Annotated in this window: 15 protein-coding genes and 2 tRNA genes; 2 read left to right on the top strand and 15 right to left on the bottom strand. The window is 43.2% G+C overall.

Annotation, left to right across the window (positions count from 1 at the left end):
- Window positions 1-408: 408 nt before the first annotated feature.
- On the bottom strand, window positions 409-2,898 hold the full coding sequence (gene spoIIE / locus FZC78_RS21165) for a stage II sporulation protein E (RefSeq protein WP_148942065.1): 2,490 nt from the start codon (window positions 2,896-2,898) through the stop codon (window positions 409-411).
- Between the two features lie 280 nt (window positions 2,899-3,178).
- On the opposite strand from spoIIE, the gene FZC78_RS21160 reads away from it, so the two are divergent.
- Window positions 3,179-3,255, top strand: a tRNA-Met gene (locus FZC78_RS21160).
- A gap of 9 nt (window positions 3,256-3,264) precedes the next feature.
- Window positions 3,265-3,336: transfer RNA gene (locus FZC78_RS21155), tRNA-Glu, on the top strand.
- 728 nt (window positions 3,337-4,064) lie between these two features.
- On the opposite strand, the gene FZC78_RS21150 is transcribed toward FZC78_RS21155, so the two are convergent.
- From FZC78_RS21150 to glmU, 14 genes are all read right to left on the bottom strand, one after another.
- Complete coding sequence (locus tag FZC78_RS21150) at window positions 4,065-4,487, bottom strand: S1 domain-containing RNA-binding protein (RefSeq protein WP_148942064.1); 423 nt, start codon at window positions 4,485-4,487, stop codon at window positions 4,065-4,067.
- Between the two features lie 75 nt (window positions 4,488-4,562).
- Window positions 4,563-4,961, bottom strand: a complete 399-nt coding sequence (locus tag FZC78_RS21145; RefSeq protein WP_148942063.1) for an FtsB family cell division protein — start codon at window positions 4,959-4,961, stop codon at window positions 4,563-4,565.
- A gap of 14 nt (window positions 4,962-4,975) precedes the next feature.
- A complete protein-coding gene (gene yabQ / locus FZC78_RS21140) occupies window positions 4,976-5,602 on the bottom strand; it encodes a spore cortex biosynthesis protein YabQ (protein ID WP_148942062.1) in 627 nt (208 codons plus the stop codon).
- Window positions 5,599-5,901: a sporulation protein YabP gene (gene yabP, locus FZC78_RS21135; protein ID WP_113928187.1), complete on the bottom strand. Its 303-nt coding sequence runs from the start codon at window positions 5,899-5,901 to the stop codon at window positions 5,599-5,601. The genes yabQ and yabP overlap by 4 nt, the downstream gene beginning before the upstream one ends.
- A gap of 80 nt (window positions 5,902-5,981) precedes the next feature.
- Window positions 5,982-6,254, bottom strand: coding sequence for an RNA-binding S4 domain-containing protein (locus tag FZC78_RS21130; RefSeq protein ID WP_148942086.1), 273 nt, complete (start codon window positions 6,252-6,254; stop codon window positions 5,982-5,984).
- A gap of 168 nt (window positions 6,255-6,422) precedes the next feature.
- Window positions 6,423-7,889 carry a nucleoside triphosphate pyrophosphohydrolase gene (mazG, locus tag FZC78_RS21125; RefSeq protein ID WP_148942061.1) on the bottom strand — a complete coding sequence of 489 codons (1,467 nt, stop codon included), beginning with the start codon at window positions 7,887-7,889 and terminating at the stop codon, window positions 6,423-6,425.
- A gap of 318 nt (window positions 7,890-8,207) precedes the next feature.
- Window positions 8,208-9,806 (bottom strand): putative polysaccharide biosynthesis protein, encoded by a 1,599-nt coding sequence (locus FZC78_RS21120; protein WP_252183700.1) that lies wholly within the window; start codon window positions 9,804-9,806, stop codon window positions 8,208-8,210.
- Window positions 9,807-10,221: 415 nt separating this feature from the next.
- On the bottom strand, window positions 10,222-10,758 hold the full coding sequence (gene spoVT / locus FZC78_RS21110) for a stage V sporulation protein T (RefSeq protein ID WP_148942060.1): 537 nt from the start codon (window positions 10,756-10,758) through the stop codon (window positions 10,222-10,224).
- A 1,090-nt stretch (window positions 10,759-11,848) separates the two neighbouring features.
- On the bottom strand, window positions 11,849-15,385 hold the full coding sequence (gene mfd, locus FZC78_RS21100) for a transcription-repair coupling factor (RefSeq protein WP_148942058.1): 3,537 nt from the start codon (window positions 15,383-15,385) through the stop codon (window positions 11,849-11,851).
- A gap of 369 nt (window positions 15,386-15,754) precedes the next feature.
- Window positions 15,755-15,985: an anti-sigma-F factor Fin family protein gene (locus FZC78_RS21090; protein WP_148942057.1), complete on the bottom strand. Its 231-nt coding sequence runs from the start codon at window positions 15,983-15,985 to the stop codon at window positions 15,755-15,757.
- Between the two features lie 70 nt (window positions 15,986-16,055).
- Window positions 16,056-16,613: an aminoacyl-tRNA hydrolase gene (pth, locus tag FZC78_RS21085; protein WP_148942056.1), complete on the bottom strand. Its 558-nt coding sequence runs from the start codon at window positions 16,611-16,613 to the stop codon at window positions 16,056-16,058.
- An 89-nt stretch (window positions 16,614-16,702) separates the two neighbouring features.
- On the bottom strand, window positions 16,703-17,356 hold the full coding sequence (locus FZC78_RS21080) for a 50S ribosomal protein L25/general stress protein Ctc (RefSeq protein ID WP_148942055.1): 654 nt from the start codon (window positions 17,354-17,356) through the stop codon (window positions 16,703-16,705).
- A 771-nt stretch (window positions 17,357-18,127) separates the two neighbouring features.
- Window positions 18,128-19,087 (bottom strand): ribose-phosphate diphosphokinase, encoded by a 960-nt coding sequence (locus FZC78_RS21075; RefSeq protein WP_148942054.1) that lies wholly within the window; start codon window positions 19,085-19,087, stop codon window positions 18,128-18,130.
- 13 nt (window positions 19,088-19,100) lie between these two features.
- On the bottom strand, window positions 19,101-20,477 hold the full coding sequence (gene glmU / locus FZC78_RS21070) for a bifunctional UDP-N-acetylglucosamine diphosphorylase/glucosamine-1-phosphate N-acetyltransferase GlmU (RefSeq protein ID WP_148942053.1): 1,377 nt from the start codon (window positions 20,475-20,477) through the stop codon (window positions 19,101-19,103).
- Window positions 20,478-20,586: the final 109 nt, after the last annotated feature.

The following is a 20,586-nucleotide window of genomic DNA, read 5'->3' as shown; positions in this document are numbered from 1 at the left end:
CTAAAAGATTGTTGCTTTATTCACCTTAATCCCCTTTAAGCAGGAGGATTGGAGCAGACAAGCGAGCCCCGCAATCCAGTTCCAGCGCCCAGCCCCTCAGGCCCGTGCACCTGGATCCGGAATCCATTACTTTTAAACAGCCACAACCCTATGTGAAATCCCCTTTCGTATACTTTGAAAAATACCGCTATCATTCACCGTAAATATTATCGGCTATCTCCTCCTTTTAGAGAAAAATCTTAGTAATTATTGGGTACCCGAAAGTAACAATCATTACGAATGCAGCCATTTAATTATCTCAATAGACATCACTTAGTGACCACCCTTCATTTCTCAATCTGCTGGATTAAGCAATGACCGAGATTCTAGCAAACTGTTTAAAAATATGGTGAAAAGAGGCTCTTCTCTTTATGAGACTTTTTCCTTTCTTTTGTATTTTTGCACAGGGATCGAACTCCATTTAGGGATATTGTGCTTTATTTTCGAAACCACGATGGTCATGTCGTCTTCTATCTCTCCTGATCTTGTTCTTATCACTTCCTCCATGATAATATCAGCCATTGTCTGAGGATCATCTGAATCCACTTCTTTAATCTTCCGTTTCATCCACACATCATAATTCTCCACATGCTTCGGCCCTTCAAATACTCCATCGCTCATCATGACTAACAGGTCTCCCGCCTTCAATTGTTCACTCACCACATCGACATCGAACTCGTAGAAAATCCCCATTGGCAGATTGCCTGCTTCCACCTTCACTACCTTATCCCCTCTTTTTATAAAGCTTGGTGTAGAACCGATCTTCAAAAATTTTGAGGACGCATCCTGCAAATCAATCATCGCCAAATCAAGAGTCGAAAATATTTCATCATTCGTTCGTAAAGAGAGAATCGAATTGACCGCCTTTATCGCCACCTTTTCTTCTATTCCGGATTGCAAGATCTTCTGAAGGAGACTCAATGTTTCATTGCTTTCATAATGTGCCCTTTCCCCATTTCCCATTCCGTCACTTATCGCCACAGCGTACTTACTTGCACTCAATTCGATCATCGAATAGCTGTCTCCTGAAATAAGACCCCCTCCTTTAGCCGCATGGGCTACACCAGTATCCACCATATAGGCTTTTGCAGAGCCGAAGGTTAATTGACAGTGACCACTTGGGAATGCAGCAGGCTCCTCACGCAGGACAATGATGTTTTCTCCCAGAATATCCGACAGCATTGGCGCAATCAGTTTTTCTCCTTCTCCGTGTCCATTCCCATTTGGCAGCGCCATCTCTATATCAACATTCCCTTTATCCAGTGAATAGATTTCTACATTCTCTATTTCCATACCGAATTCTTGTAATGATTCGAGGATCTGTTCCTCCTGCTGTTGGTGGTTTTCTCTTTCTCTCTGAATCTCACGGGCAAAATCCCCCATCACTTCGGACACACCTAACAATTGGTCGGCCACAAGCTTTCGGCTTTCCTGTACTTGTTTTTTTAATTTGAGATTTGCTTGATAATAAGTCAGCTCCTGGGAAATGACATCTTGGACTTTTTTGGACCGAACGCAGTGTTTTTCAAGCTCCCTTCCTGTTTTTCCACTAAGCGGGACTTGTCCCTGATCTATTTCATACATAACATCTTTCATAAGATCGTATGTTTGATTGAAGTTTCTGGCCCAGCATTGATCCTTCTTAAAACAGGTCTGGCAGGTCTTTTCAGTCACATTGCTCAAAAATTGATCAAACTCTCTCTCTTCCTCCTCCTCGTTGTTCATCTTATCCTCCAAGCCTGAGAAACTATTTGAAAGTGCTTGGAATACGGAAGAAAACTGTTCTACCCTGCTTGCTGTCACATCACGGACTTTCCTGATATACTGCTGCTGTTCATGATTGTATTCAGTTGTTCCCGGTATATGTTTTGCCAACTTTCCAGTGAGGGCAGGGGGGGTGAGAAACAATAGAAAGATGGCTGCACCCGACTCATACAGGGTTTTGGCCAATGATGTATCACCGTCCCCATACATGCCGACCAGCAATGTGGCAATAAGCAGACCAATGGCTGCTCCTGCCTTCTTTCCTTCTTTTAACAACCCTCCAAGAAGACCTGAGAATGCCAGGAGGCTCATCTGATAAAAACTGGCCACATTCGCAAGGCTGAAAATCAAGCCGGTCACCACTCCGACAGTGGAGCCAACAGTAGCTCCCGCAACAAAGGCAAACAGCAAAACAAGATAGCGCGATAGGATATGTTCTATAGAAAGATCATATACAGACCAACCGATGGTTCCGGTCATGACAGAAGCCAGGAGTATGATCAGGCTGACCACTTCTTCTGTTTTGAGGGACTTCTTCCGTTTGCTGATTGAGAACAAAGGGACACTTTGGATAAAAATCAGTGTCAAGATAAAGGAAAGTGTGGCTTCCACCCCCGCCATCGCACCGTCGTAAATTGTAACGGCCCCCCTATTGACTATATAATCAAAGGCCAGGCTGGCTGTAATGGTCGTGAAGAACACAAAATACGGTATCGCCTTCAGCTCACTCTTTTGAAATTTCCTCGTTATTCTAAAAAGAATCAGGAATAATAGTGAACTGGCAAACGTATACGTAATATTAGATATAGATAATGTCATCGATCCGGCCAGCAGGCCCATCAGTGCGACAGGAGCACGGTCTCTTCGCACCATATAAACGGCGGCGAAAAAAGGCATGGCAAAAGGTGTCAAATGTGAGAGTATCAGGGCCCGTCCCAAAAGAAATCCCAAACCAAAGAGAACAAAACCTTTTTGAATGAAGAACCACTCTATCTTCTGCAAAAAGACTTTCATCCCCATCGCGAACTCCGATCTAGTTTGCTGGATGTCCACATTCCTCACCGGCTCCATGACACTATGCTCAGCTTTCTCCATACATATCCTCTCCCCTGGTCTTATTCATTGTAGTTAGTATATAGTGGACAAGCTTAGAAGTTTGTCAAAATGACGACTTTAAATGGAAGAAACGTTCGACTTCTTTCTGCGAAAGGTCAGAAGATTGAAAGATACATGATTCTCAAGCTTTCCAGAAGCATCAAGGATCGAACCCAATAATACAAGATTTATAAACTGACATTTTTCTCAAAAAATCTGTTGACAATATTTTTAATTCTATGTATTATATTACTTGTGTCTCAAAACATTTTATTAATATGGCGGTGTAGCTCAGCTGGCTAGAGCGTACGGTTCATACCCGTGAGGTCGGGGGTTCGATCCCCTCCGCCGCTACCATATTATATTGGCCCATTGGTCAAGCGGTTAAGACACCGCCCTTTCACGGCGGTAACACGGGTTCGAATCCCGTATGGGTCATATAGAAAAAACACGACAGAATCTTGTCGTGTTTTTTTTTTGTCATTTTTCCTTTTTAAGTTGCTCAAAAACCATTTCGTTCCTTGAGGGATCACCTGTGGCTGTAGGATGAGGTCTGTATGGTTGGTATCAGATACCTGATCTCCTGCATTGATTCTTGTTTTTTCAATCGGTGTTGTCTTAAGTTCAAACAAACTGGCAGCACCGACTTTTGTTTTTAACAAAGCAGTGCTGCCGGATGACTCTTCTGACTTCATCGATTTTTGGTTTCGTCCATTCGATGTTGTTTAACGAACAAACGGACTTCATCGATTTTATAAAATCGATGTCGATTTAAACCTGACGCAGCATCATTGATTTCTGTTTCCGCCAAATCGGTGCTTCCCGTAAATTCCCCAAGTCACACTGCACTCTAATCAAACAAAAAAACAACCGACCGCTTTCCAGGGATGAAAGGCAGTCAGTTGTTTTTTTATAGCTCTTTTCAAAAATTGTTGCTATATGATACTAATTCCTGAAAAAACATCCTTAATTTTTTTTCGAAAAGCCTAGTCTACATGAAAAGAAAAGAGCTGCTATTCCAATTAGAAAGAGAATTCTAGGTATCTCGAGAAAAATCCGGCTCTTAGGATTTTCCGAAAGCAACAATGCATGCGAAAACAGCCTTTTTACTAGTGGTTCTCACTCAGAACCCTCTATAAACCTGCTATATATAAATAGACAGCAAGTTATCCTCTTTTTGCTCCTCTGCCGCCGCGTTTTGATTCTGTATGACGCTTTAATGAAGTTAAACGATCTTCGCTATCCTTTAAGAAGCGCGCCATCTTCTGCTCGAAATTTTCTTTCGGGCGAATGTCATTCGCTTTGTTGCTGCGTGGACGCTGAGGACGCTGAGGGCGCTGGGGGCGTTCCGGCTGGTCTTTTGCCTTCCGGATGGATAAACCGATCTTTCCGTCTTTCTCAACATTCATGACTTTGACTGTCACTTCTTCACCGACTTTAAGATGCTCATTGATATCCTTTACATAATTGTCGGCAACTTCGCTGATGTGGACAAGACCTGTTGCACCTTCCGGCAATTCTACAAACGCTCCAAAATTTGTAATCCCTGTTACCTTACCCTGAACCTTGCTGCCTACTTCAATTGACATAAAAAGAATGCTCCTCCTTAAAATAATTAGAAAATAAAGCTTACTATATATTATAGCCAATTAAAAAAAAGAGTGTCAATGCGACGACTCTTCTTCTTCTTTTTTCGCTTCCGGCTCCGGAATATTAAAAATTATTTCGCCTTCGTCTGAGAGAAAGTAATCTCTTCTGGCCAATTTGGCAATGTACTCGTCATCGTTCAACTTGATGATTTCTTCTTCGAGGATTGCCTGCTGCCTTTCAAGCTTTTCCAGCTTGGCTTCCAGCTGTACCTTTTGTGTTTCCTTCTCTTCAAGGACGGAAGCGCGTGAGATGAGGGTCGAAACGAGAAAACCGCTTATCGTCAGGGCGAGGATAAATAACAGGGCCAAGCGGCGAAAAAGCCTCTTTTTTCTATGGTGACTGACTTTCTTTTTATGTTCCTGCTGTCGTACATAAGCATTTTCCATTGAACGGATATTTCGTTCCCGGCTCATCTCTTGCACCTCCTTTATCTCTTAAGCCATTTTTTCAGCTTTGTACTTATAACTTTACCAAATGGAAATAAATATCCTGCAAATTTATTATATAACTTCTCGACTATTTTTTTAATATTTTTCGGCAAAAGGCTTGAAATAATTTTTACCACCCAGAGGAGAGGAGCAAACACAATTTTCAATATGGAAATAATTGCTTTACTCAAGAAATTGAATACAGCCCATGTCCCCTTGGCAATCCCTAATATGATCGAAAATAACAGGACCAGCAGCCACTTGACTGGCGAGTAAACCAGATTCATTACCATTTTCACTATGAATCTATAAAGAGAAATAAAGGCTTGGATGACCCTTTCCAGCACGGTCTTGTACATTGCCTTCAGAAGGGCCTGATAGCCTGCAAATCCGCACAGCAGTGCAATGAATATATAAAATCTCACTTCGCCAAAATTCACTGAAAACAGGATGTAGAAAATAAAAAGGGCCTGCACAATCCAAAACAAGACATCGTTCAGGAAAACAAGCCAGCGTTTTCTTTCGTTTCTGTTTAAAAATCGGTTATACGTATCAAGGGCAGCTCCGAAAATACTACCCATGCCGACCATCGCCAGCATGGTGTAGAATTGTACTGAGAGTGTCATCGGAACAGCTTGCTAAAGAGCCCTTTAGCTTTTTCTCCGCTTTGTTCGTCTAAATAAACGATATCAAACACCTTGCCTTTGATTGATACAATCCCTTTATCGACATCCAGATTCTTCATTTGCAGATTCTGTCCCCTGATTGATAGGAACCCCATAACCGTCTCAAGCAGAAATTCCTCATTATCGAAGCTTTCCACCTGCTTGACTCCTGTGATGTCCAAAAGGCGTCTGCCTCTCATCATGACATCATGCTCCTGCATCGTTCCTTTGTTATTCCCGCTTTCCTGATACTGATTCATTTTCATCCCCCACATTCACAAAGTACAGGCTTTGTAACTATATGTATGCGGGAGGGAGGAAAATAGAACAAGCTGTCAACTTACTCTTCAGGTCCGTCCGATAATCGTTCTTCGCTGATAATAGTATACATCGTGCCAGCGTCTTCTTTGCGGGTTGACTCTTGCAGGCGGTCCACTGTAGCTGTAACTACTTTCTGGCCGAAGCGGACTTTCAACTCATCACCTACTTTGACATTGGAACTTGCTTTCGCTTGCAGTCCGTTTATGGTGATCCTGCCTTTGTCCGCCACTTCCTTTGCCAATGTTCTTCTTTTGATTAAACGGGATACTTTTAAAAACTTATCTAAACGCATTGTTGCCATCTCTTATCTCTCCTTTAATTTGTCTTGCTGGCTTAATATTTTCACCGCTAAGGCCAACTCTTAATGAAGAGCTGCGACCACTATAAAATGAGCTTTTTGCTCTTCAGGACATTTGCCCGTCGGAGTTTCCAGGGCGATTCCACAAATGATAATAATTATTTAACTGATTCCTCTCTCTTTCGCTTCATTCCAGAACCCATCGAGGTCGTCCAATGAAAAATCAGCGAAGTCCTTCCCGCTTTCCTTCACCTTCTGTTCTACATAGGCAAAACGGTTGAAGAATTTCGTATTCGCTTTAGCCAGAGCCTCTTCGGGATGAATTTTATAGAAGCGGGCTATATTGATAAGCGAAAACAAAAGGTCGCCGAATTCGCTGATTTGGGCGTGTTTATCTCCTTTCGCTGCCTCGTCACGGAATTCCTCTATTTCTTCATAGACTTTCTCCCATGCCCCGTCCGATAGTTCCCAATCAAAGCCTGCTTTGGCTGCTTTTTTCTGGTACTCATAGGCTTTCATCAAAGATGGATAACCTTTGGCAATATCACTTAGTAGCGGTTTTTCCGTCTCCGTCCCGCCTTTTTCAGCTTTTTTGATGGTCTCCCAATTGGCCTTTACATCATCTGTATTCTCCACTGATATATCACCGAATACATGAGGATGGCGGCGGACCATTTTTTCCGAGACTGTTCCGATTACCTCATTAATGGTAAACATCCCTTCATCTTCACCGATTTGGGCGTGAAGCATGATTTGAAGAAGAACATCTCCGAGTTCTTCAATCATGTGATCGATATCTTCTTCCTCTATTGCCTCCAGCAGTTCATACGTTTCTTCTATTAAATACTTCTTCAGCGAGTGGTGGGTCTGTTCAATATCCCAAGGACAGCCACCTGGTCCGCGCAATCTCGCAATAATCTGCCTGAACGTTGAAAATTGCTTATATCTTGTATCCATTTCGACTGCAGGCGGGACGTATAAACTCGTTAAGTTGTTTAATTGCACTTCACGATCCAGTTCCACAAGAGGGATTGTTTTCACAAGCTCTTCTTTCGTTCCTGCCGCTGTCACGATGGTCACACTGTAATCATAAGGATATAACTCCATTAAGGTCAGTTTCACATCAGAAGCTGTAAAAGCATCATAAACCTGTCCGATAATTAAATGCTGATCCATCTTGATATCCTCAAGATGTAAATCAGTTCCATCCAAGAGCTGAAATCCTTCTATCGGATCTGCTTTTACAGCTGCAAACAAGGGATCAAGGAAGCTTTGTCCGCCGATGATTTCAAGTTCAAATCCTTCCCGTTCCGACGCTTCGATCAGCAGCTGGACAGTCTTTTCCGCCACCAGAGGATGGCCGGGCACTCCATACAGAATCTCGCCTTTTTGCGCTTCAGCTTCCAGCACTTCGACTATTTCAATATAAACCTTTTCAAAGCTGTCATGCTTTTCGTATATGTAATCAAAGGATTGATAGACAAAGCCTTCTTCTTTCAGCTCGGATACCACCGGGTGATGTTCCGTGCGGAGAAAGGTTGTTCGTTCCCCTTTGAGCTGCTTGTAAACACCAAGGGGCAGCTGATCGAGTTCCCCTGCTCCCAGGCCGGCTACCATAATTTTATTCATGCTGGACCTCCTATTGTTTTATTTAGGCTCTTTTCGTAAACTTTGTTACTATTTGATACTTATTCCGAAAAAATGACCATATTAAGAGGAGTAAAAACGGATAACACCGAAAAGAAAAGAGCTACTCTCCCTCGATACGACATAAATCTCTTAGTATCCGGGGATATCCGAGAGCAACAATTCATGCGAAAACAGCCTTTATTTCAACGCTCTTTGTTCAGATTGAAACCGTTTAAAAATAATAGACTTTACTGTCTGATCCACAAAAGCGAATCCCTGAAGCACAATCGCTTCCGGTGGTGCTTACCTAAAGTATGCCTATTTAAAACGCTCAGAGAGGGAGCTTAATTTATCCCCCCCGGGCAGCTGCTCGAGTTCTTCCGAGGAAAAGATGCTTCCTTTTAAAATCATCAGGATAAACACGGCAGCTCCAATGGCCGCACTGGACAGAGATTCTGCGGCAGCCATAATACGCGAGGGATTCTCTATGAGTGCCGAAAAAAGATATGAATATACTTGCAGTACCACGGTCATACCTATTCCTGCGAAACCTGTCACAAAATAAAAATGCGGTTTCAAGAATGATGCGTTGAATTGTTTTTTTAAACGAAAAATTAAAATCGCGGTTATCGTTCCTAAAGCGATGACCGTCGAGATCGAGGACCCCATTGTACCGTACTGGGTGACAAGCAAAATATTTAAAAAGTATTTAATCACTAATCCGCCCAGAATGGCGATGGCAGGAAAATAAATCAGTTGTAGCCCCTGCAGAATGCCTGAAATTGTTAAGATAATGGAACTGAAAAGAATGGACAAGCAAAAGACCGCAATGACATCTGAACCAAGGCTGTTTTGAAACAGCATAGTATTGGTGGGTTCGATAATATTGATTAAACCAAGAGACGCAGCAAAACCTGCGAGGCTGCCTATCTTTAAGGCCAGTCTGATTTTGTCATTCATTTCGGCACTCTCCCCTTTACGGAACGCCGATGTGATGAGCGGAACCAATGTTAAAGAAAGGGAGGTGCTGACGACCGTGCCCAGCTGGATGAAGGGCTGGCCTCTGTCATAGATTCCTTTCAGCTGTTTGGACTCTTCCTGAGATATACCTGATTGTACTAAAAGAGAGTATACATTCAAGGCATCTATCAACTGAAGCAGGACAAGCAGCATACCGCTGATACATATTGCCGTCCCATGCTTTAAAAGCCTGGCCCAAATCTCTTTATGATCGATTCCCCGTAATTTGCTGAAAGAAAGGGGAAGATGGCTTCGGTCCCTCCAGACAAATGTAATCAGGATAATGATGCAGACCAAACCTCCAGTTATAGAACCAAACAGTGCCCCGGCACCAGCCATATACAGGGAATAACCATTTGCAACCAGGACAGCCGAGAACACAAGGATCGTGGCAACCCTGATGAACTGTTCTCCCACCTGGGAATAGGCAGTGGGAATCATATCACCTTTACCTTGGTAAAAGCCCCTGAGACCGGATATGAACGGAAGGAGTAAAAAGGTGACACTGATTAATTGAATTAGCTCCTTCAGCTGAGGATCACCCATCCGGGAAGCAATTGACTCTGAGCCGAAGTAAATCAGCAGAAACCAGATCATACCGGTCAGAGTTAAAAAAAGAAAGGATGAACGCAGAACGGCCTGAATTTCTTGTTCGTTCTTTTCTTCCTGCCGCTCCGCAATCATTTTTGATATGATGACCGGAAATCCATATGTAGATAGAGCAAGGGCAATACCATAAAAAGGATAGACCTGCTGATAAATATAAAAGCCGATATCGCCGACGATATTTTGGAACGGAACCCGGTAGACGGCGCTGAGAATTTTGGTTATCAAGGCTGCCGCTGTCAGGACAAGGGTTCCCTTCATTAATTTTGCAGACGTATTTTTGTAGGGCAACAGCTGTTTCCTGCCTTCCTATTTGCGAATTATTGTACTGTATTATAACACAAAACACCCTTTTTCTTGCAGTGCGGGCACTCCCCAAAGCGGAAGCGCCTCGAACAGCCCCGACAAGCAAATGTTCCTCAGAGAAAAAAAGGCGGGCTTCCCTTTTATTCTCTGAGGGTTATTTGACCCCGAGGGGCTAGGCGCTGCAGCTAGACGGATCAAAAGCGGAAGCGCCTCGAACAGCCCCGAAAGGCAAATGTTCCTCAGAGAAAAAAAGGCGCTCTTTCCTTTTATTCTCTGAGGGTTATTTGACCCCGAGGGGCTAGGCGCTGCAGCTAGATGTGGATTTCAAGCTAAAGTTATATATAAAGAATTTTATACTCTCCTAAACAAAAAAAAGAAGCGGCATTCACCGCTCCTGATTTTATGATTCCATTTGTCTTGCTAAAAAGCCAGCTGCCGTTTCTACTGCCTTTTGCTCAACTTCACCAATTGTTTTATCCTTTGAATAGATCGTCACTGAACCGATTGGATCACCGTTTGCGATGATGGGGGCGATTGTGTAAGAAGAAACTTCCTCCTCAACACCTTCCACAAACTCGATATTCCCTTGTTGGGTGTGGAGTAACGAAGTACGTTCACCCATTTGTTTTTCAAGAAGATCGCTGATATTTTTATTTAAATACTCTTTTTTGGAGCCGCCCGCGATGGTAATCACCGCGTCCCTGTCCGAGATAAGGACGGAACTGCCAAGGCTGTCATACAATGCTTCCGCATATTCTTTTGCAAAATCACTTAACTCACTGATTGGTGAGTATTTCTTCAAGATGACCTCGCCGTCTCTATCAACGAATATCTCCAAGGGATCACCTTCGCGAATTCTTAGAGTCCTGCGGATTTCCTTTGGAATAACGACACGACCTAAATCATCAATACGACGAACAATACCAGTTGCTTTCATCTATAGTTGCCTCACTTTCCATCAGATGATTTTTTTCGGTAATTACTGTTGTATATTCATTACCAAAGTTGACTTTAGTATCCTTCAAGAGGAAACTTCTATACACTAACCACTATTTTTTCTGTAATTACGTTTTTGTTCTAGTTAAGGTTTATTTTACCAAAACGGCAGCTGCATTAAATTAAATACCCTGACTATCCTAAATTAAACAAGAATAGCTTATTACATTTAAGTTACAGTTCCTTCAAAGTCCTTTAAATCTCTTGCTGCTTCTCTTCTTATGTTCGATATCCCGTTATCATCTTTTTTCGCAAAGATTGTGGCTATCTTAATCATAATGGATTTCCGCTCCAATCCTTCTACGAATAAGAGGCAGAAGGGGGAAAAATAACACTCAAAAGCAACAATCTTTAAGAAGGAAGCGAGATTGAAGGCCAAATCCTTACTCGAGGAACCAGAGGGGTTTAAAATAAGGGAATATTTTACCCTTAATTGCAGTCTAGCGCTTATTTTGCTGATGAATAAGAGAAGTTTTTTCCCTTATTTGAAAAAAAAGCTCCCTTTTTTGGGATTATGAATCGAATAAGAAAATATTTTTCCTCTATTAAAGCTATTTTGGGTGCTATTTAGTAATTAAGGGAAGTTTATTCCTCTATTTAAAAAGCTATTTCCTAAAGACTGTTTTCGCATAGATTGTTACTTTCGGGAAAAAAACCAAAAGCTGCTCTTTTCTCTCTTGCAAACCAGGAAATTCCCGTACGTTTTGTATTTTCTCGTAAAATCCTATCAAATAGCAACAAAGTTTGCGAAAAGAGTCTTTTAAAAAGATACTGCTTGTTCAGTGGCCGGAGATTGATATAATCGGAAGCCTCTACAAATGATTCACCATTACAACTTCTGCAGTTCACCCTTAACATCCCCTGAGTTTATATGCAGATATATATATAATTAAGAGGATTCATTTCTTCACCTGACTTTCGATTATTCTTAAATAGTTATTTTATACTTTACAGGTTTCCCGCGCGTAGAGGTACAGTCCCTTTTTTAAAGTACAAAAGCCCGCCAATAGAATGACGGGCGGGCTTTTTGCTTATGAAGAATGAACTTCTGCATCCTTCCTTGCCAGGTGGATGTTTTTGACGATATCGTATGCAATATTGAACCATTGTGACGTTTTCATTCTATTTGTATTGATGGTGATTTTCAGTTTTTGCTCTTCCATGCCAAGGCCGACTGTGCGGCCGTGTTTGTTGCAGATATCAAAGACCTTGCTGCCGTCAATTTCCTGAGTACCTTCAGGAGACATAAAGATGGATACTTCCTTTTTGTTCTGTTTGATGCTCTCCAGCTTTGCCTGGCGTGCATAGACCTTCATCTCAGCTATTTGGAACAGATACGCTGTTTCTTCGGGATATTCCCCGAAGCGGTCAAGCATTTCATCCTGCAGTTCAGCTGTTTCTTTTAGGGTTGAAACAGAACGGAAGCGTTTATACATTTCGATCTTCTGATGTCCATCCTGGATATAAGTATCCGGAATATAGGCATCCACTTCTATGTCCACCTCGAAAGAATATACCTTTTCTTTCGGAAGGTCTTCCTTTCTTTCTTCAATGGCCTCTTTCAGCATTTGTGAATAGAGATCAAAACCGACAGAATCAATGAACCCGTGCTGCTGGGCACCCAGAATATTGCCTGCTCCCCGGATAGTCAAGTCGCGCATTGCAATTTTGAAACCCGAGCCAAGCTCAGTGAATTCCTTGATGGACTGAAGTCTTTTCTCCGCAACCTCTGTCAGTACTTTATCTTTTCGGTAGGTGAAGTAAGAATAGGCGACCCGGTTCGAACGGCCAACCCTTCCTCTTAATTGATACAGCTGGGAGAGTCCCATTCGGTCTGCATCGAACACAATAAGTGTATTGACATTCGGGATGTCTACGCCCGTTTCTATGATGGTCGTAGTTACGAGAACATCATACTCACCATCAAGAAAGCTGAGGATGATCGATTCCAGTTCATTTTCGTTCATTTTTCCATGAGCGAAAGCGACTCTTGCATCGGGCACAAGCATGGAAATCTCTTCAGCCTTCCGTTCAATATCTTCTACGCGGTTATAAAGGAAATAGACCTGTCCATCCCTTGCAAGTTCCCTTTCGATTGCTTCTTTGATCAGGGCCCCGTTATATTCCATCACATAGGTCTGTACCGGGAACCGGTTTTCCGGCGGGGTTTCAATGACAGATAAATCCCTGACACCAAGCATCGACATATGAAGGGTTCTAGGTATCGGTGTGGCTGTTAAAGTAAGAACATCGACATTGGTTTTCAACTGCTTGATCTTTTCCTTATGAGTGACGCCAAACCTTTGTTCTTCATCAATGATCAGCAGGCCAAGGTCACGATACTCAATATCCTTTGAAAGGATTCTGTGTGTTCCTATTACCACGTCAACTGTTCCTGCTTTGATTCCTTTGATTGTTTCCGTTTGCTGCTTCTTCGTGCGGAAGCGGCTCAACAGACCAACTTCGAGTCCGAAATCCTGAAATCTTTCTTTCATTGTTTCAAAATGCTGCTGTGCAAGAATCGTTGTCGGTACGAGCAAGGCAACCTGTTTTCCATCCACAACCGCTTTGAACGCTGCCCTGATGGCCACTTCAGTCTTGCCGTAACCTACATCTCCGCAAAGCAGGCGGTCCATCGGCCTTTCTCTTTCCATATCCACCTTAATTTCTTGAATAGAGCGGATCTGATCCTCAGTTTCCTGATAAGGGAAGGAAGTTTCAAATTCCCTTTGCATATCTCCATCAGGAGAGAAAGCATACCCTTTGGAAGCCTCTCTTTCTGCATAAAGCTTAATGAGATCATCGGCGATATCCTGTACAGAAGATTGAACTTTATTCTTGACCTTCTTCCATTCAGAACCGCCAAGTTTATATAGCTTAGGCTCCTTGCTTTCAGAAGCCACATATTTTTGAACAAGATCGAACTGTTCTACCGGTACGTACAGTTTGTCAGTACCCTGGTACTTAATATGCAGATAATCTTTATGGACCCCGTTGATTTCCAGAGTTTCTATCCCGAGATATTTACCGATCCCGTGATTGACATGGACAACATGGTCTCCGATTTTTAATTCGGAATAGCTCTTGATTCTTTCCGCATTGGAGAGTTTTTGTTTCCGGGGAGCTTTCTTTGTCTTCTTGTTAAAAAGCTCTTCTTCGGTTAGAACAGCTATTTTCATCATCGGAAGTTCGAAGCCGTTAGTAAGATGTCCGCTCATGATTTGAGCCTGCCCGATCAAAAGCTTCTCATTATCCGGTGTCACCGCTACTTCAATATCATAGTCATTCAATACCCTTTGAAGCTTCTTCTTCCGATCTTCATCAGGACCTAATAGGATGATAGTGAAATTCCCCTTTTTCCATCGATCCAATTCCGCTTTTAAAACATTCATCTGGCCATGGAAACTCTGCATCGGCTTGCTTGAAAGATTAAATATGTTCTGCGGACTGGTATTAGGAACATGCCTCAGGAACAATGAGAAATAGACCTTCGGCAAACCGGTTTGAACCAGCAGCTTTGAAAGGTTATGAGAGACAGGGACATCATGGACAATTTCTCCATTTTGTAAAAGAGATGTATACCAGTCTGCTTCTTCTTTTTCCAATGACTCTCCCATTTCCTGCACTCTTCCCAATTCATCCAGGAAGAACATTCCGCCTTCGGGAAGGTAATCTAGCAAGCTAGCAGGTTCATCATAGGCATATGATAGATATTTATAAATCGCTTGAGGTTTTTGGCCGTTTCTCAGCTGTTCCAATTCATATCCGGTATTTTGGGTGAGACGTTCTTTCACCTGGTCAGTTTTAATCTTTTTCAAGCTCTTAGATAGTCCTGTTTCCAGGCGTCGGATGATATTTTCCAGATGTTCACTCTTCATAATCGTTTCTGAAGCAGGGCCAATATGAACTTCCTTCAGCTTTTCAATGGATCTTTGATCTTCCAGTGAGAAGGACCGAATCGAATCAATTTCTGTATCAAACAACTCGATCCGTACGGGTGTCTCCAATGTATGAGGGAAAATATCAAGAATCCCTCCGCGCAAACTGAATTCCCCGGGTGTACCGACCATTTCATTCCGCTGGTAACCCATCAATAATAGCTGATCCAAAAGATTGTCCAGATCGATGTCTTCTCCGAGCGTAAAGGACAGCTGTAAGGATTTCCATAATGATTTGGGCGGCAGGATTTTTCTTAAACCTGCTGCGGGTACCACAAATACTCCGCCTTTATCCAGCGCCAGCTTATTCAAAACTTCTATTCTCTGTGACTTCAGTTCAGGACTGGCTACACTGAGTTCGGCCGCAATCAGCTCATTGGCTGGATATAGAAATACTTCTTCATCAGGAAGGAATTGAAGAAGATCGTCATATATTTTTTGTGCCTGCAGGAGATTGTGGGTAAGAACAATCGCAGGCTTCCCTGTCTTACGAAACATCGATGCCATGAACACGCTTCTCGAGGAACCTGATAATCCCGCAACAAGCTGTTCCTCCAGCCCCTCTTCCACACCGGCAGCAAGAGCCTGCAATTCTTCATTTTGTCCAATGAAGTGTAAGATATTTTTCAAGGGAGTAATCCTCCTCTCTATTTCCTTTTCTATTTATGAACAAAAGGGTAAGCGCCTTGGTTAGCTCCGACAGGCAAATGTTCTCTAGAGAAAAAAAGGCGGTTTTTCCTTTTATTCTCTAGAGGTTATTTGACCCCGAGGAGCTAGGCACGGCTAACATACCTATAAGTGATCCACTAAAGTTGATGTGATTTCCTAAGTATCAAGATCATCCCGCATCAATAGAGGGTCCTTGTAAAAATTAGTCTGTTTCAGCTGATAGTCTATCAAAAAGCGATCAGCCTATAAAACCAAAGCTAGGAACCGCTCCTTTTGATTATAGACCTGTCCATCGCAACAGAAAAATGCTTTGGTCAAGACCAAAGCCCCTTAATGGATCAGATAATCTGATTGATGATAATCAGGATTGCGGTTAAGTGATTCCTGGCAGTCCTCGCAAATCGTCTTGATATGGATATCCCCATTTTGTTCATATGATACCATATCTAAGCGATCCTCATCAGAAAGTTTATGCAGGCCGACCTGCTCTGAGTGCACGGAAACCTGATTCAAGCTCCCCACTTTGTACCCGCAATGACGGCAGTGGTAATGAATCGCCATATCCTTCCTCCTTCATAACACTAATATCCTTATTATGAACGTGTTAAGCAGGAGTTATACAAAAAGCCGTTCAGTTAAACTTATTCATGACTTCAAGGAAAGGCTTTTCGAGCCACTCTTCACAAGCAGCCGTGCTGGAAGCAATGACATCCTGCATAGTTTCCCACTCTTCAGGCGCAAATTTTCCTAAAACATAATCAGGAACTTTCATGCCGCTCGGCGGACGATCAATGCCCACTCTTATCCTGTTAAATTGCTGGGTTCCCAAATGACCGATGATGGATTTCATTCCATTATGGCCCCCTGGACTTCCTTTTTGGCGGAGCCTGATTTTTCCTACGGGCAAATCGAGATCATCATAGATCACCAGCAGGTCCTCTTCCTCAATATCGAAGTAATCCATCAAAGGAACAACGCTTTCTCCTGATAAGTTCATATATGTAAGAGGTTTAAGTAATATGACCTTTTCCCCTTTATGATGGACACTAGTATAGACCCCTTTAAATTTCGATTGATTCAAGGGACTGCCGAATTTCTTTGCTAGTTCATCTATAATTTCAAACCCTATATTATGCCTGGTACGATCATATTGCGCTCCCGGATTTCCAAGCCCAACAATTAATTTCATAGTTCCACCTCATTTTCATGCACTATCAATACCATAATTATAAACGATAAAAGACGCAACCCGCAAAAGGCTGCGCCTGAAAAATTATTCTATTCTTCTTTACTTTCACTCTCGCTGCTTGCTTCTGTCTCACGGCCTTCCTCATTATCAGGAGTGCCTGGTTCCTGTTCTTCACCAGAACTGATCTCTTCCTCCTGGCGAGGCGCAAGGACAGAGGCGATCGTCATATCATCATCTGTATTGATTGTGAAAGAATAGCTGCCTTTGATATCTCCCACTGTAATGCTGTCCCCGACTTGAAGCTCAGAAATATCAACCTGAACGCTGTCAGGGATATCTGATGGCTTAGCTGTTACGGAAACATCATGAAGCGGCTGCTGAAGGACTCCGCCGTCCTTAACGCCTGCTGATTCTCCAACAAGTTCTACACGCACGTCTGCATCCATTTCAGTGGACATGTTAACCGCAAGGAAATCTGCATGAATGACAGCATCCTTGATATGGTCCTGCTGATAGTCACTCAGCACAACGTTTTGTTTCTTTCCATCGATATCCAATGAGATGATCCCGTTTCTGCCGGCCTCTCTCATTGTTTTAATAAACGCGATGGAGTCGATGGAAATCGGTGTATTGTCTACTTTATATCCGTATACTACTGCAGGAATACTCCCTTGATGTCGAAGTTTGGTTAGATCAGATCTTTTGTCGCCTGTGCGGCCACTAGCTTTTAATTGTACAGCCATGAATAAAACCCCTTCCTCATTTTTCTATATTAGTCTCTCTATAGAAAATACCCTAAATAAGGTAATATTAAACAGGTTCTTCTTAAATTACCTTTATTTCTTGGGGTCTTCCTCCCCTGGCAACAGAATTTCAGTGGTGCGCAGCGCGATTGGGACACAGGCAGCTGATGATATTTACTAGCCGAGGTGGATCTGTTCAAGCGGGCTGCCGGAGTCTCTCGGGCTCTTCTTGAAGCACACCTAACCTTGAAAATTGGGCTGCTGGGATCACTCGGGCTCTTTTCGAAGGACACCTAGCCCTGAAAATTGGGCTGCTGGGGTCACTCGGACTCTTTTCGAAGGACACCTAGCCCTGGAAAACCAACCCCTGGGGTCACTCGGACTCTTTCTGAAGGACACCTAGCCCTGGAAAATAGGCACCTGATGTCACTCGTGCTCTTTCCGAAGCACACCTAGCYCTGGAAAACCAACCCCTGGGGTCACTCGGGCCCTTTCCGAAGCACACCTAGCCCTGGAAAACCAACCCCTGGGGTCACTCGGGCCCTTTCCGAAGSACACCTAGCCCTGGAAAACCAACCCCTGGGGTCACTCGGGCCCTTTCCGAAGGACACCTAGCCCTGGAAAACCACCTCTTGGCGTCTCTCAAGAAAGCTCTCAGAATCACAGAGCAAAAGAAAAAGCAGCGTGGACTAGTAGTAAAAATCCACACTGCTTCTTAATTCTATTCTATTTGATATGGACGTTAACCATATCTAGTTTGCCGGGTATTGATCAATCAAACAAAGTACTCACTGATTGCTGCTCATAAACACGGATGATGGCTTCACCGATTAGAGGAGCAACAGAAAGCTGTTTGATTTTGCCTATCATTTTTTCTTCAGCTAAATTAATGGAGTTCGTTACAATTAATTCTTTGATTTTTGAGTTTTGAATCCTTTCGATCGCAGGGCCTGAAAGAACAGGATGTGTACAGCATGCATACACTTCTTTTGCTCCGTTCTCAACTAGGGCATTTGCTCCCAGGGTAATGGTACCGGCCGTATCGATGATATCATCAATCAGAATCGCAATTTTGCCGTCTATGTTACCGACGATGTTCATTACCTCTGAAACATTCGGTTTAGGGCGGCGCTTATCGATAATGGCGATCGGTGCTTTCAATCTTTCCGCAAGCTTCCGGGCTCTTGTCACCCCGCCATGGTCTGGTGACACAATGACAATATCCTCCGATTTGAAGCCTTTTTCCAGGAAGTAATCACCCAGGATCGGCACACCCATAAGATGGTCGATCAGGATATCGAAGAAACCTTGGATCTGCGGCGCATGAAGATCTAGAGTGATGACACGCGTAGCACCAGCTGTTTCTAAAAGGTTTGCAACAAGCTTTGCGGTGATTGGCTCACGCGCACGCGCTTTACGGTCCTGTCTTGCGTACCCATAGTAAGGCATGACGATGTTGATTGTTTTGGCAGAGGCTCTCTTAAGGGCATCTACCATGATGAGCAGTTCCATCAGGTTTTCGTTAACAGGGGCGCTGGTCGACTGGATGACGAAAACATCACAGCCGCGGATACTTTCTTCGATGTTGATTTGGATTTCTCCGTCGCTGAATTGTTTTACTGTACATTGACCAAGCGGAACCCCTACTTCTTTCGCGATTTCCTCAGCTAGCGCAGGATTTGAATTCAAAGAAAAGATCTTCAATTTAGAATTAGAGTAACTGTTAGGCATGGCAACCTCCAAATTAGTTGTTGTTAAGATTTAATTTATTTACGTAGTTCTCTTTATTCACTTGACGGGCTCTGGCAATTGAAAGGGATTCTCCCGGAACATCTTTTGTAATCGTTGAACCGGCTGCGACGTAGGCGCCTTTTCCGATGTTTACAGGAGCAACGAGGTTTGAATTGCAGCCGACAAAAACGCCGTCTTCAATCTTTGTCAGATGTTTATTCTTTCCATCGTAGTTGACCGTGATGGATCCACAGCCGATATTGACGTCCTCTCCCACTTCAGCATCGCCTATGTAGCTGAGATGGGACGCTTTACTGCCTTTTCCGAAGGTCACTTTTTTCAATTCGACAAAGTTACCGATTTTCACTTCATCCATTACTTGTGACTGCGGGCGGATATGAGCGTATGGTCCGATATTCACATGAGATCCAATTTTGCTGTCATGCGCTACAGATTGCTTAATGACTGTATTGTTTCCAATTGTGCAGTCTTTAATTTCCGTATGGGGCCCAATCACGTTATCTTCACCAATCACTGTGCTGCCTTTGATGACTGTGCCTGGCTGAAGGACTGTATCGCGGCCGATTTGCACGTCCGCTCCAATATATGTCGTGTTTGTATCAATGAAAGTGACGCCGTTTCGCATATGCTTTTCGTTGATGCGTTTCTTCATGATTTGCTCTGCCTGGGATAGAGCTACACGATCATTGACACCGAGTGTCTCTTCAAAGTCATCAGTTTGATACGCACTAACGACTTCACCTTCCGCTTTCAGGATCTCAATGACATCCGGCAGGTAGTATTCACCCTGGCTGTTGTCATTAGAGACCTTTTTCAATGCCTCAAACAGAGCTTTGTTATCGAAGCAGTAAGTACCTGTGTTGATTTCCTTCACAAGGCGTTCTTCTTCTGAAGCGTCCTTATGTTCCACAATCTTTTCCACAAGGCCTTCCTCATTGCGGATGATCCTGCCATAACCTGTGGCATCTGCAGGTTTCCCTGTCAGAATGGTGGCTTTAGCCTGCAATTCATTGTGATGCTTTAAAAGCGCTTCCATAGTTTCACCTTTAATAAGCGGTGTGTCGCCGCAAACTACCAGGGTAGTACCCTCAAGTCCGCTAAGCACTTCTTCCGCCTGCATGACAGCATGGGCAGTTCCGAGCTGTTCCTCCTGCAATGCGAATTCACTTTTTCCTTCAAGGTGAGTCCGAACAAGTTCGGCTCCGTGGCCGACGATTGTAACAGTCTTATTTATATCAAGTGTCGTGATTTGGTCAACGACATGTTCTACCATCGGCTTATCACAAACCGGATGTAATACTTTATATAGCTTGGATTTCATTCTGGTTCCCTGTCCTGCCGCTAGAATCACTGCATATCTATTAGTCATATATATAGGGCCCTCCATTATCCTTTTTTCCATTACGAATATATCCTAAAAACCTATATATTTCAAGGAATCTCTTTAAAATACACATATTTGACAACGATAGGAGGTG

Source organism: Rossellomorea vietnamensis (assembly GCF_008180415.1).
Lineage (GTDB): Bacteria > Bacillota > Bacilli > Bacillales > Bacillaceae_B > Rossellomorea > Rossellomorea vietnamensis_C.
Note: the sequence above shows the minus strand (reverse complement) of the source record. Positions and strands in the feature narration are given on the sequence as shown.